At 52.1% G+C, this 13,516-nt stretch carries 13 protein-coding genes; 5 read left to right on the top strand and 8 right to left on the bottom strand.

The window, feature by feature from the left end:
- Nucleotides 1-28: 28 nt before the first annotated feature.
- Nucleotides 29-1,342 carry a cytochrome P450 gene (locus DG177_RS12580; RefSeq protein ID WP_108811794.1) on the top strand — a complete coding sequence of 438 codons (1,314 nt, stop codon included), beginning with the start codon at nt 29-31 and terminating at the stop codon, nt 1,340-1,342.
- 81 nt (nt 1,343-1,423) lie between these two features.
- Entirely contained in the window at nt 1,424-1,930 is a 507-nt protein-coding gene (gene msrB, locus DG177_RS12575; protein WP_108811793.1) for a peptide-methionine (R)-S-oxide reductase MsrB, read from the top strand.
- A gap of 5 nt (nt 1,931-1,935) precedes the next feature.
- Here msrB and DG177_RS12570 read toward each other — a convergent pair whose 3' ends face one another.
- From DG177_RS12570 to DG177_RS12550, 5 genes are read right to left on the bottom strand one after another with little or no spacing between them, the layout of a single operon-like run.
- Nucleotides 1,936-2,319: a VOC family protein gene (locus DG177_RS12570; RefSeq protein WP_108811792.1), complete on the bottom strand. Its 384-nt coding sequence runs from the start codon at nt 2,317-2,319 to the stop codon at nt 1,936-1,938.
- A gap of 50 nt (nt 2,320-2,369) precedes the next feature.
- Nucleotides 2,370-4,166, bottom strand: coding sequence for a hypothetical protein (locus DG177_RS12565; protein WP_108811791.1), 1,797 nt, complete (start codon nt 4,164-4,166; stop codon nt 2,370-2,372).
- Nucleotides 4,163-5,536: a sulfatase-like hydrolase/transferase gene (locus DG177_RS12560; RefSeq protein ID WP_108811790.1), complete on the bottom strand. Its 1,374-nt coding sequence runs from the start codon at nt 5,534-5,536 to the stop codon at nt 4,163-4,165. Before DG177_RS12560 ends, DG177_RS12565 begins: the two co-directional genes overlap by 4 nt.
- Entirely contained in the window at nt 5,533-5,985 is a 453-nt protein-coding gene (locus tag DG177_RS12555) for a GtrA family protein (RefSeq protein WP_108811789.1), read from the bottom strand. The genes DG177_RS12560 and DG177_RS12555 overlap by 4 nt, the downstream gene beginning before the upstream one ends.
- A gap of 5 nt (nt 5,986-5,990) precedes the next feature.
- Nucleotides 5,991-7,553 (bottom strand): FAD-dependent oxidoreductase, encoded by a 1,563-nt coding sequence (locus DG177_RS12550; RefSeq protein WP_108811788.1) that lies wholly within the window; start codon nt 7,551-7,553, stop codon nt 5,991-5,993.
- Nucleotides 7,554-7,888: 335 nt separating this feature from the next.
- Here DG177_RS12550 and DG177_RS12545 point away from each other — a divergent pair, with 335 nt between their 5' ends.
- Together DG177_RS12545 and DG177_RS12540 are read left to right on the top strand one after the other, a co-directional pair.
- Nucleotides 7,889-8,146, top strand: coding sequence for a YjhX family toxin (locus tag DG177_RS12545; RefSeq protein ID WP_108811787.1), 258 nt, complete (start codon nt 7,889-7,891; stop codon nt 8,144-8,146).
- Nucleotides 8,147-8,156: 10 nt separating this feature from the next.
- Nucleotides 8,157-8,636, top strand: a complete 480-nt coding sequence (locus tag DG177_RS12540) for a GNAT family N-acetyltransferase (protein ID WP_108811786.1) — start codon at nt 8,157-8,159, stop codon at nt 8,634-8,636.
- A 57-nt stretch (nt 8,637-8,693) separates the two neighbouring features.
- Here DG177_RS12540 and DG177_RS12535 read toward each other — a convergent pair whose 3' ends face one another.
- The 3 genes from DG177_RS12535 to DG177_RS12525 form a co-directional block, all read right to left on the bottom strand.
- A complete protein-coding gene (locus tag DG177_RS12535; protein WP_108812962.1) occupies nt 8,694-9,980 on the bottom strand; it encodes a hypothetical protein in 1,287 nt (428 codons plus the stop codon).
- Between the two features lie 29 nt (nt 9,981-10,009).
- Complete coding sequence (gene nhaA, locus DG177_RS12530; protein ID WP_108811785.1) at nt 10,010-11,260, bottom strand: Na+/H+ antiporter NhaA; 1,251 nt, start codon at nt 11,258-11,260, stop codon at nt 10,010-10,012.
- Between the two features lie 248 nt (nt 11,261-11,508).
- The gene (locus DG177_RS12525; RefSeq protein ID WP_108811784.1) at nt 11,509-12,177 is read right to left on the bottom strand and encodes a TetR family transcriptional regulator; all 669 of its coding nucleotides are present in this window, start codon (nt 12,175-12,177) and stop codon (nt 11,509-11,511) included.
- Between the two features lie 457 nt (nt 12,178-12,634).
- Here DG177_RS12525 and DG177_RS12515 point away from each other — a divergent pair, with 457 nt between their 5' ends.
- Nucleotides 12,635-13,438 carry a response regulator gene (locus tag DG177_RS12515; RefSeq protein ID WP_108811782.1) on the top strand — a complete coding sequence of 268 codons (804 nt, stop codon included), beginning with the start codon at nt 12,635-12,637 and terminating at the stop codon, nt 13,436-13,438.
- The last annotated feature ends 78 nt before the right edge of the window (nt 13,439-13,516 follow it).

Raw genomic sequence — 13,516 nt, 5'->3', positions numbered from 1 at the left:
GCCCAAAAGACAACGGCAGGAGAGAAAAATGGCCACCAGTCCCGTCTTAAACGCATCAAACCTAACCACCTCACCAACGGCTTCGGAGGCGCTAGAAGCTTGGTATGAAGCGAATCCGCCGGTTGCTGATGCCAATGCCAATCCGCGCGATGTCAGCAAGGCCAGTCTCTACAGCAAAGATTTATGGCGCGCGCCTTTTGCCGAGATGCGAGCCAATGCGCCGATCAACAAGGTCGAAGATTCGGATTATGGACCCTATTGGAATATCTGCAATCACAAGGCGATCCAGCATATCGAGGCCCTGCCCGAGCTTTACTCCTCCGATGTCAACAATGGTGGCATTACAATCGCCGAGGAACGCGACAATTCTGATTTCCAGTTACCGATGTTTATCGCAATGGACCGCCCCAAACATACCGGGCAGCGCCGCACGGTAGCCCCCGCTTTCACACCCACCGAAATGAAACGGATGGAGGATGAAATTCGTCATCGCACGGCCGAGGTTCTTGACGGCCTGCCGTGGGACAAGGAATTTGACTGGGTCGACAAGGTTTCGATCGAACTGACCACGGGCATGCTCGCCATTCTCTTTGGTTTCCCATGGGACGACAGACGCTTGCTGACCTATTGGTCGGACTGGGCCGGTGACGTGGAACTGTCTCTCGCGCCTGAACTGGATGATCAGCGCCAAAAGATCCTTTATGAGATGGGTGCCTATTTCCAGAACCTCTGGAACCAGCGCGTCAATGCAGAGCCGACACCTGACCTGATCTCCATGATGATCCATAGCGAAGCCATGAAAGATATGGATCAAATGGAGTTTATGGGCAATCTGGTCTTGCTGATCGTCGGCGGCAACGACACCACCCGCAACACCATGTCCGGTCTGGCTTACGGGCTCGATCAATTCCCTGATCAGCGCAAGAAGCTGCAGGACAATCCTGACCTGATTCCCAACACTGTTCAGGAGATTATCCGCTGGCAAACACCGCTTGCTCATATGAGACGCACCGCCACCGAAGATGCCGATCTGTTCGGTCACGAGATCAAAAAGGGCGAAAAGCTAATCATGTGGTATATCTCGGCCAATCGCGACGAGAGTGTATTTGAAAATGCCGACCAGATTGATATCGAGCGCGAGAATGCCCGCCGTCATCTTGCGTTTGGCTATGGTATTCACCGCTGTGTGGGCGCACGCCTGGCCGAATTGCAGATCCGAATATTGCTCGAAGAAATGGCTGCACGACGCATGCAGGTCAACGTCACCGGCGATATCAAGCGGGTTCACGCCTGTTTCGTGCACGGATTCCGCAAGATGCAGGTTAAGCTATCCAAATATTGATCAGTTTCTATTCAGGCGGCGTGATGTAACTATCTGGCAAGACACACCGAATAAGGTGTGAATAGCACAGGAAGACGCGCCATGAAGAGTTTCAGCCGACGCAAAATAGTTACCACCAGCTTGATCGGTGCAGGCCTCTATGGCGCGGCAAGCGTTAGCGGTTTTTTCGGCGGCAGTGCGAGTGCAAAGTCCGGTCAGAAATTCAAGATCAACCGCACACCGGAAGAGTGGAAAAAGCGGTTGGGCCCTGCGCGCTACCGCATTTTGCGTCAAGCGGGAACAGAACGCGCTTATTCCAGCCCGCTGGACCAAGAAAAGCGCCAAGGTGTATTTGCTTGTGCGGGCTGTAACCTCGGCTTGTATTCATCCAAGACCAAATTTGACAGTCGCACCGGCTGGCCGAGTTTTTGGGCGCCGATCAAGGACCGCGTTGGCACGTCCACCGACTATAAAATCGGTTATCCACGGACTGAAGTCCATTGCATCAGATGCGGTGGGCATCTGGGTCACATATTCAGCGATGGCCCTAAACCAACTGGAAAACGTCACTGTATCAACGGCTTGGCGCTGAAGTTCATTCCAGCCTAGATTGATCAGCCGCCAGCTTCCGGTGCTTCCATCTGTTGCCAGAACTCCAGCTTGATCCCGTCGCAATCGAGTATCCAAGCAAATTTACCGTAGCCTTCGTCGACTTGGCCGAGGATCTCAAGCCCCTTGGCCTTCAACTCCGCTACATAGCCGTCCAGATCATCAACCCGCAGATTGATCATGAATTTTGCCGCACTCGGTTCCAGATATTCTGTATCCTCAGAGAAATGGCTGATCAGGCTATAGGGACTATCACCTTTTTCATCGGACCAGTTAAGCATGGGACCATATTCACCATCCAATCCGAGAAAATCCTTGTACCATTTTCGCGTTGCCGCTGGATCTTTTACGATGTGGAACACACCACCTAGTCCGGTTATCCCCGCCATTTTTTTCTCCTGGTCCCGATTTATGATCGCCTAGATACGGCTATCATATTTTACATTCCTTTACGTAGCTCTTTCGGCACAACTCGCCAAATTGACAGGCCACTGTCCCGTAAATGGACAGAATGCAACCAGTCCACTTTTTGTCCCTTGGATAATTTTGCCCACAGACCATCAGGATGTTTGACCGCATACATATTCAGTTCTGACTCGCCGGGACATATCGCAACATAACGGACATTTCTGGCCTCCAGAATATCACGTGCTTTTTCCGGGCTTGAGGTAAAAATACGAATGTGGTCAGCCATGGCCGCGTCGTTGCGATGGTGACTGGTCGCGAGAACATTGTGCGGTGTCTGCACCAGTATCTCGGGACCGAAATCAAAAGGAGCAAGGATGGTAGACTGTGGCAGCGCATTAAGCTTGGCCAGTGACGGTGATGAGTCGCAAGCCGGCACGTCGGTCGAAGATGCGACCTGTTCGGCTTCAATATCCTGATCACCGCTGTCGATGGCGTTGACCAACCCCAGAAATAGTGGGCCGGGCAAGATAAGAAAAACGACCGCTGCAGTCGCGAATATCCGGATGGCTGGACTCTTGAGTTCCCGTGCACCCAAAAATGCATGATGCACAGCCCAACCCATGAGTGGCAAAGCATAGACAGCCGCTACAGACGCGGCACGCTGAACCATCAGCGATACGATAAATGCCCACAGAAAGGCATAAGCCAACAGAAACAGTTTATCCTTGGCCATAACATCTGACCGACGCCATTTAATGTAAGTCAGACAACCGAGACCAACGATGATCGACCCACCAAATAGAGAGATAATCTCCCTACCTGGCTGATCCCAGATAGGTAAACCTTCCCGGACATGAACCAACCAATAGTCGTGCACCAACGGGTCCAGTTGCCCAAAGGCTCCACCAACACATTGCGGTGCGCTGAAGTAAAAAGTGCCGAGTGCTGCAGCTCCTGCCAACGCGAGTGCGATGAGGCGCACCAGCCAGGAAGCCGGTGCAAATTTTATCGCTGGCAAAATTACAAGGGCGCCAGCAACACAGGCGAATAGATGTGCTGGCGTTATTGCATCACAATAAGCGAGGGCCGTATCAATACCGCCATGATTGACCAGATAAAGGCCCCAACTGCTTCCCAGAAAGCCTGCAAGGGTCCAAAGAAGCCGAACGCCTTCGTCCAGAGAAATAATCCAGCGCCAGGCCAATAGAGCGATGAAAGCAACCGATAGCGGCAAGCCCTCCAGCGAGATGGTTAGCCACAAGGCCAAGGCGGCGCCCATGATCAGACCAGCTTTGCGCTTGTCCGGCCAGAACATTGTCCACAACGCAACCAATGCGAGTATAATCTGCCAGCCATGATGGTCGATCCGCATCGGTCTGAGTTGCGCAACAACGGGCACAGCGGTCGCCGTCAACGCAGCTGACAATATTGCAATTTTCCGTTCGAAAAGCTGTTCCGTTATCTTGCCCACCAGCCACATTGCGATGCCAAGTGCAACCAGTGGAACCAGTGTCATTGCGGCGGTTTCTGCAGCACTGGGCCCAATTATCGGCCCAAGCGCCAGAACCACTATCGCCAATGGTAACTCGATCAGTCGCGGCCAATGCATTGGCTGGCTATCAGGCGTACCAATCCGATATTGTGTTGTGTCGAACCAGCTTTGCCCGGCTAACCAATCCCGCAGTTGAACCTGTCGCAACTGGTCATCCGGACCCCAGCCAATACCAGAAGCGATCTGCTCGAACGACACTGCAATCAGTACCGCGCAAATCGCTACCCAGATGAAAAGCAGCGGTCCCGATTTCCGCAGATATTCAGTGATATTCATGACTCTGGCGTAGCAGCCCCTTTGTGCTTCAGATATAGCCAAGGCACGCGCTCGGGATCAAATTGAGAGCGATGGTGCCGGTCATAATAAGGCGGCATATGGTCGCCAACGATCAGAATATCAGCCTCCGGAAAATCACTTGCGGTAATTTCTGCGATAAGGGCTCTGTCGATATCGTCGAATATTGCAATCTGCCGACAGATCATTGGAAAATCCTTGGCCAGTACAGGTGAAACCTTCTGACAATCATCCACATTCAGGTTCAAACCCGTCGGAACCGGCAAATGCGCATTAAGTGTCAGCCAGTATAGGAAGGTTGGCTGCTTCGTCTGCTTGAGGTTTTCGGCCAATAGTTTCGGTATCTGCCGATCACAAGCTCCAGCAAAGACGCCGCCGCACCATTCCGCACCTCTTTTTTGCAAGTCGGGCCAGAATTCCTGCTGTTGGAAGCCAATATTGGGATACCATTCATTGCGTTTGAAAAATCCGCCCTGGAAACTGTGCATTGCCTGGGTCGCATAGCCTTTCGCCGCCAATTGCGCTGGCATGCAGCTGTCATCCTTGGCTTCGACAAGTTCGTAATAATCCCCCCAGCGGCCGCACATTTCTCGCACTTCGCCCGCGGTCGTGCTGTTATAGTAGAGGCTGGTGCCTTTGCTCACGTCATAACGTTGCTGAATCGCGCTGTTCTCATAATATGCGAATAGCTTGTCCGACATCGCCTGATTGTCTTGCGGCACACCAAGGGACTCGACCATGATCAACACCAGATGGCGCTTCCCGTCGGCCCGTGCGGCAAATTCGGTTTGTCCGGTTGCGGATTCAAAAAATGCGCCTGCAGGTGCTGACCGTTTATAGTGACCCCGCATGCCTTGTCCCATCGCAAAGTCGGCGGTAGCGAGACCCATGATCAGGCCACCCGAAAGGATGATCAACCAAGGGTTAGAAAAATTACCTGGCCGTCGGAGCAGCCAGAATGCCACCACCATTGTGACGACCGCCAAAATCGATACGATTATGTATTCAATCGAACTGTCCGGCTTGAGTTCTGCAAAAAACTGCAGCGAGTAAATCAATGACGAAATATTGAGGTTAAACAGACCGCCAACAAAACTGAGCATTGAATAGCTCATCACGGCGACAAAGGCGATCCACTGAACCCAGGGCGCAAAACGCTTCACGATCAACCCGGTAAAACCGATAATTCCAATTTCAAGATAACGAGGAGGTGCGCCGACAAACCACATCGCGATGAAACCGGCATTGGCGAGTAATATCCAGACGAAGGCCCAATTTAGAAAACGGTTCAATTCTGCTTTGGGGAAAACAGGATTACGATCAACTGATATAGCTGTAGTTGTTGCTGTCACCGGAATACTCCAAACTTGCGGGTCAGGTAGACCGCAAAGAAACTAACAAAGACCGCTACGCCTTTGGCAACGACCGGCAGAGTACCCATATCGGTTAACCAACTGACGATGCTGACGGTAATTCCAAGGCCTAAGACTGCAGTGGCCACAAAGCCGATACGTTGTAGTTGCAGCGCAGCACCCTGTCTGGTCTTGCCAGGAAAAACAAAACTCGATGAGATAAGCCAGTGTACCAGGATACCGGCAGTATAGCCCGCCGCCGATGCCCAACCTGGGTCGCTTGCGAACGCAACTAGGACCATGAACAAAGCGACATCAAAGGCAAGGCTGACAACACTTGCCAGCAAATAGCGCGTGATCGAGAAGCGGTTCAGCAGGGCCAACGGTCCGGGCAGGTTTCCTACCCAGATTCCGACGGTAGACCGTCTGTCATGACCGCTGCGCTCCATGTTGCTTAAGCCGCTTTGGAAGGCTTGGCTTCTGGTGCGTCGTCGTCAATCCGTGTCGGAACATCGCGCATGCTTTCCAGCGCAGCTGCCCGGTCTTCGGAAATCACGGTTTCTGCGCCTTCGTCACCGGCTTCGTGATATTCAGCGTCTTCGTTGACGTTCCACACATTCCATTTGCGTGATCCGGCTTCGATATTCTCGACTGTGAGCATCGCGGTCATCATCGCGTGATCCTGGTTGTTGTACCGGTGCATACCGTTGCGACCGACCATATGGAGCGTCGGGAAACGCTCTTCGAGATCGCTGCGCATGGTTTCGACATTGGCTTCATAGCTGTCGTCATAAACCGGATAAGCTTTTTCCTGTCGGACGACCGCGCCGCCAACAACATCTTCCGGTTTGCACAGACCCAGGATCGCCATTTCTTTTTTGGCCAGTTCTACAAGATCCTCATCGGTCGAAGACCACAGGCCATCATTTTCAAAACAGAAATATTCGAGTCCGACACAGGCAATTGATTCATCCGGCACCATTTCGGGTGACCAGCTGCGGAAATTCTGCACGCGACCAACCTGAACCCGGTCATCATGAATATAGATCCAGTTGTCTGGAAACAGATCTTCGGATTTGACCATTAGCGCCACAGTCAAGAAGTCACGATAGTGAAGATCCTGCGCTTCTGGCAGAGATTGAGGCAGCGGGTGAATACGGGTAGCCAGTTCGCGCATCGGCGCAGAGCTGATCACATGTTTTGCATTGATAACAGTCTCGCCGTCTTCGGTTGAAGCCGAAACGCGCCAATTGCCATCAGCATCCTGCGCCAGTTGCTTCAAACTGTGACCCATCAGCACTTCATTGCCCTTGGACCGGACGAAATCGCGAGCCGCGTCCCACATCATGCCAGGGCCGAGGCGGGGATAGCGAAAGGTCTCCAGCAAAGTCTTGGTTTCCATGCCGTCATTGGGTTTTTTGTTGAGACCCAGAGAGCGTTTCAGACCGTCAACGACGGCACCCCAGAGGCTCAGGCCCTTGATCCGTTGTGCTGCCCAGTCAGCAGACATTTCATCACAGGGCATGCCCCAGACTTTCTCGGTATAGGTCTTGAAAAAGATCGAATAGAGCTTCCAGCCAAATTGGTTGACCGTCCAGTCTTCAAAGCTTTTCACATTTTTGTTCGGAAAGACCTTCGCCTTGGCATAGCTGACCATGCACAAGGTTGAACGCCAGATACCCAAATTCCAAAGAGCCTCGAAAGCGCGCAATGGATAGCTGTAGAATTTACCTTCATAATAGATGCGGCTCATCCGCGGCCGCTGAATAAAATCGTCGGGAAGGATTTCATTCCACAGATCAACGACTTCCTTAGATTTGGAGAAGAACCGATGGCCACCAATGTCGAAACGAAAGCCTTCATATTCGACCGTCCGGCTGATACCGCCAACATAGGTTGGATCTTTTTCGATCACCTTGACGGTATAGCCTTTTTTGCTGAGCAGATACGCGGCGGTAAGGCCCGCTGGTCCTGCACCAATAATGGCCACATCTACGGGGTTGGTCGCTTCAGTCATATATTTGATCCCTGTTCAAAAACACGGCACTCGACAGCGCCAGTTCATGTTTCAGAAACCGGAGTGAACGAAATTGGTTAGCGATAAGTTAACAGAGGCGTAAAATTGGCCACAAGTGACGGAAAAATGTTGAACTTCTGGGGAAGCTCGACTAATTTTTGATTCGCAAAGGCAAATTGCATTTGCGCAAACTCGGAGCTTTTTTGTTAGAGAATGTAACAACCAACTGATTTGAAACCCGTTTAGCGGTTCAAATCACAGCAACGACGAAACCGGTGTGCCTGGCACACAGGCTTTTTCGTCATATCCTATGGTTTATTCTCCGAGTAAAGATAATGAATATTTCAAAAGCCGAACAGCGGGTGCTTCACGTACTCGCTCAAGGCGGTCATATCCGCCATAAACGTAACAAAAACAGCAAGATCGACGAAGTGATGTGCATGACCCGGGATGGCTATGTGCTGTCCGATTGCACGTTAGACATATTCGCACGCCTCAAACGCAGGCGGCTGATCATGTCCCGCAAAGGCAGTCCCTATCGCATCTCGCAATTGGGCAGAGTGTCGGTGCGTCCTCAGCTCGACAACAGATAAAGGAAGAACAATGAACTCACCCGAACAGAAATCCATCAGAGCGGTGGAACCCGATGACATCCCGGCTTTAAAGCGAATAATCGACGCAACCGATATGTTCCCGTCAGAAATGCTGGACGATATGATCGCCGGTTATTTCAGTACTGGCGGCAGCGAGGAAATTTGGCTGACCTATAATGATAACGGTGCAAAAGCTGTCGCCTATTGCAGACCAGAAGAAATGACCGACAGGACATGGAATCTGCTTCTCATCGCAGTCGATCCGGACCGTCAGGGTGAAGGCATCGGGGCCGCCCTGATGAGCCATATCGAAGATCATCTGGCCGCACATGGTCAACGTGTTTTGATTGTAGAAACATCGGGAACGGACGCCTTGGCCCGAACCCGTGAATTCTACCGGCTATGTCAATATGATCAAGAATCACGCATCCGCGACTTCTACGCGGATGGTGATGACAAAATCACGTTCTGGAAAGCTCTACAGGCTTAATATATGCTTTGATCAAAACGTCCAACCTGTCTCGCGATGGGTTGGACTTTTTGCCAATCACTCCATCAGATCATCTGGCAGTATCGGCTCGCTCAACAATTTTTCCATCGCCTTCCAGCGCCAGACCGGGGCGTCGCCTTGTCGTTCGATCCAGGCTTTCACCATATCCTGACCCAAACCATAATTGATCACATAGCTGCGATACTGATCGTTAAACGACAGGGATTGCTCGGCCCGTTCGCGGCTGACGAGTTGATATTTCTGGATGAGTGCAATCGCCTGCTCTCGCGCCAAGGTCTTGTCGAGATAACCTTGGGCAATGACAAACCGCGCGCCCTTGAGTTCGCTCAACGCCTGTTGCAACTTGAAATAGTCGGCCGCAGTAGCCGGATCCAGCCCCGCCAGCGGATACAACACATCGCGCTCGAAAGTCAGACGCTCTTCGCCTGGAAATGCGAGATCGATGCCATAGTTGGCAGATCCCTCGGCGATAAGCGATTGTGGTGAATAAAGCGGATAGATCGAAAATTCCTGCCAGCCACGTTCACGGGTCAGACGCTGTTCGAGCAACAAGTTATACACATGATGCCCAGGATAGCCTTCATGGCAACCCAGGTCGACAGCACGGCTGATGCGGATCGGTAGATCGGTGTTGATCTGAATCAGACTCTGATAGTTGCCCTGATAATAGTTATAGCCGCTCCAACTTTTGCCAGTGACAAATTCCATTCTGAAATTTTCGTCCGGTGGAAGTGTGATATGCTGTGCTGTCCGTCTTTTGCATTCTGCAATCGCAGCGTCAAAAACCGGTTTCAGGCGATGGGTGGGGATTGTGAAACGGTCTTGATAGGCCTCGACCCTTTCGTGCAATGGCGCCGTGCCTGGAACCAGTGACTCAATTGTTGCCAGCGCCGCGTCATAGCTGTTCAGCGGAGCAAATTCAGGCGTTACGCCGAACAGACCCTTGGCTTCTTTTGCAAAAGGAAAAACCTCGTCCTGCATCATCGCATGCCGGGTCAGGGCGGCTTCCAGCTGCGCCGATAAAAAGCGCTTCCGGGCCTCTATCAAAGCATCATCGCTCGGCGGCAGCGCATCAAGGCGCAGCATCAGATCCACTATACTATTGCCCAGTTCGCGCATATCGCGTGGCTTTGCCTTGGCTGCGGTCGCCCATTCGGCCGGGCCATAATAAGCATCAACATAGCCGGCCTCTTGTTCCCCAAGCTCTAAGGTAAGTTTGACATAATCGCGGCTGATCAAATCCATGGCCGAATCTGGTGCCAAAGTCGGCGCAGCTTGTGACGACGGTGGCACGTAGCTGCAGGCGCTCAGCAATATCGCCATGAGCCCGGCGGCTATACAGCCGATCCGCATCACGCCGCTTTGGCTGGTTCAGCCACTGCCAATTCGTCCTCGTCCTCATTCGGCTGAGGCGCAAAACGCAGGATAGTGAACCCGACGATTGCAGACAGGAATGAGCCCATCAACACGCCAATTTTTGCTTCTTCTATCAACAGCGCTTCGCCCGGGAAGGCCAGTGCACCAATGAAAAGGCTCATGGTGAATCCAATACCGCAGAGCATAGAAACCCCATAGACTTGTAACCAGGTTGCCCCGCCAAGGCGCTGGGCAAAGCCCGTCTTTACAGCAATCCAGACACTAGCAAAAATGCCGACTTGCTTGCCAAGGAACAGTCCTGCGGCAATGCCCAGTGGCAGGGGCGCAAAAATTTGCTCCACGCCAAGGCCCTCAAGCGACACACCGGCATTGGCAAAGCCAAATATCGGGACAATCAGGAACGCGCTCCATGGCGCTATTCCATGTTCCAACCTGTGCAGCGGCGAATCCACTGCATCTGGTGACCCCGGAGTCACAACGATCGGTATCACCATGGCCGCAAGCACGCCGGCAATCGTGGCATGTACTCCCGACAGCAAAACCGCAAACCAGAGCAACAAGGCCAGGAACAGATAAGCGATCAGTGACTTCACGCCTGCCTTGTTCATCGTGTACATAATGCCCAGTATCACCGCCGAGGCGAGCAAGGCCGCACCGTTAATTTCCGCCGTGTAGACCAATGCGATAATGGCCACGGCACCCATATCATCTACAATTGCAACGGTAACGAGGAACAGCTTCAATGACGTCGGTGCTCGCGGCCCAAGCAGCGCCAGCACGCCAATGGCAAATGCAATATCCGTTGCTGCCGGAATCGCCCAGCCATTGTAGAGTTCCGACATATCGCGGACAATGGCGAGGTAAATCAAGGCAGGCACTACCATACCAGCGGCTGCGGCCAAGACCGGCAAACGCCGTCGCTCCCATGTATTCAGGCGGCCGTCGACAAATTCGCGTTTGATTTCAAGACCAACCAGCAGAAAGAATATCGCCATCAGGCCATCATTTATCCATAAATGCGGGGTCATCGGACCGAGTTTTTTCGACAGTACCGGTCCCTTCAACTCATGAAGGAAGTGATGGTACATGTCATAAAGCGGGCTGTTCGCAACGATCATCGCCAACGCGGCAGCGAACATCAGCAATATACCGCCTGCTGCTTCGCTTTCCAAAAAATTACGCAGCGCAGAATCTGTTCCGGTTCGCGCTTGTTTCTCAGAGGACATAAAAGGCCTTTTGTTGATCCGTGGTTTCGGTCAACCCATGCGCAGACGCGCTCCCAAAATCAAGGGGAACTATTGGTTTAATGTCCGGACAATATGTTGACTCGACCCGTTGGCTTGCACCAGCAAGCGGCGGGTGAGCCCATTGACGAACATGCCGCCGTCACTCTTGACAGCGGCATGTCTAAATCATCTTCATGCACGGCGCGCAGATTTGAGCTTCATCTAGCCAGATCAAATTGCCCTATGCGCTATGCGGCTTCTTGGCTGACCAGCGGTAACCGATTGAGATAGATATCGGCGATTTCCTTTGGGGTGAATACCGGTGGTTGTTTCAGGTTGGCCTCTGCCTTGCCGTCATCGCCGACACAGGCGTTGATCGCGGACAAAAGCGATTCTGCCAAAGGTTCAGGATCCGTATTTTCAATATCGCCCTTAAGCATGAGACTGAGCAAAAAATGCTCAATCTTCAGGCGCAACGGTTCGTCGATCCGGTGCGCATATTGCTCTTCAATCCACCGAAAGGCACGCCGGTCGCGTGCGCGAGAGGCTCTAAGCTCAAAGCTTTCTGGGGACAATAAGATTGCGATCCCAGCCTTGCAAAACCGGTGCAGCATTTTTTCGACGGGTTGATCAGTATCGAATTTGATCGACACCATAGCCAAATCTATTTTTTCAAATAATTCCAGCCGGGAAGCGCAATAGAGCTCTTCGCGATTGGCAAATTGATTATAGACGGTACGACGGGAAACACCGGCTTCGGAAGCAACAGCCTCCATCGCAAACTCGTTAAAGCTCTGTTGGCGCAGCTTTCGCCGCGCGGCATCCAGGATCAACCGACGAGAGGATGCTGGACGCCATGCTGATCCCTCAGCACTCACATCTACTTTCGGATCCATTGATTTCATTTTGGTTGCCATTATTTACGCTCCTGTATCACTATCAGCCGGGGGGTCGGCCTTTAAACTGCACGAATAAGGTTACGTAAAATGATGTAAAATTTCTCGTGCTATTCTACGAAAAGCGGCCAAGAACCGACAAAAATCACAAAGTAGCAACAAACGACCTGCTGAACCAAATGAACGACCCGCGAAGATGGTTTCGCTCGGTTTCGTCCGCATGCATAACGATGGCCATGGGCAGAGTGAATAGATATTGGAGCGGCAGAATTGATTTTCTGAGCCCTGTTCTTTCTTCTGCGGCCAATGGGGTAGCCAGAACATACTCTGTCATTGCACGGATGATCGAACCGCGGGCAATATCCAGCCATCCTACCGAAATCTATCATGATTTACCCACCGTTGTTCAGCCAAGTGTAATCCCCGCGAACTTATCCTCTGTCTTTCCGTGGACCATCAATTCCCTCAGGCTCAGGCAATGACCCCGATCACTGTGCTGATTAGCGATGACGAGCCGCTGGCCGTCTCCCGTTTGGCGGAACTTGTAAACAGGATGGATGCGGTGTCTCTGATTGGGGAAGCCGCCGATGGCAGGGAAACCTTGGCGCTCATTGAAAAACTAAATCCAAATGTGATTTTGCTTGATATTGAAATGCCGCTTCTGGATGGATTTGATGTCATTGAACATCTTACATCCTCCCTCAACGATCACGCCAGCCGCATTCCGCTTATCATCTTCATAACCGCATATCCCCAATTTGCGGTCCGTGCGTTCGAAACTGGGGCACTTGATTTTATTCCAAAGCCCGTGCGCTATGCCCGCTTAGTCGAAGCCATCGACCGGGCCCGGGTTGCTTATGCCGATCGCGAAGCACGCAACCGGCTTGCGCTTCTGGGAAAGACGCTCAACGAACTGAGGCAGGAGCGCTCCAAAGCACTGGATGATGACCATTACTTATGGGTCCCACGGCACGGTGAAACGGTGCGCGTGGATTGTGATCGGATAGACTGGATAAAAGCGGAGGGCGAATATGTGCGCCTCCATGCTGAAGAAAAAACCTATCTGTATCGCCAGATGATCGGAGACTTCGTTTCCCGCAACGCCGCCATTGGCTTTCTGCGCGTACACCGTTCCGCAGCGGTAAATGTCTCTCGTATCGTCGCCATAAAACGCAACAGCAATGGTGCTCGAATAGTGCGGTTAAGCACCGGCGATGAAGTCCCGGTAGGTCGAAAATATGCCAAAGAGGTGATGGCGATTATCTCTCCGAATATCGAATAATAATAACTTCATTATCAGTGGTGTAAGATATTATTCTCCATAATTACTGATATATATTCACGCGATTGTGCACCCACC

Origin of the sequence: Sphingorhabdus sp. Alg231-15 (assembly GCF_900149705.1) — a bacterium.
GTDB lineage: Bacteria > Pseudomonadota > Alphaproteobacteria > Sphingomonadales > Sphingomonadaceae > Parasphingorhabdus.
Note: the sequence above shows the minus strand (reverse complement) of the source record. Positions and strands in the feature narration are given on the sequence as shown.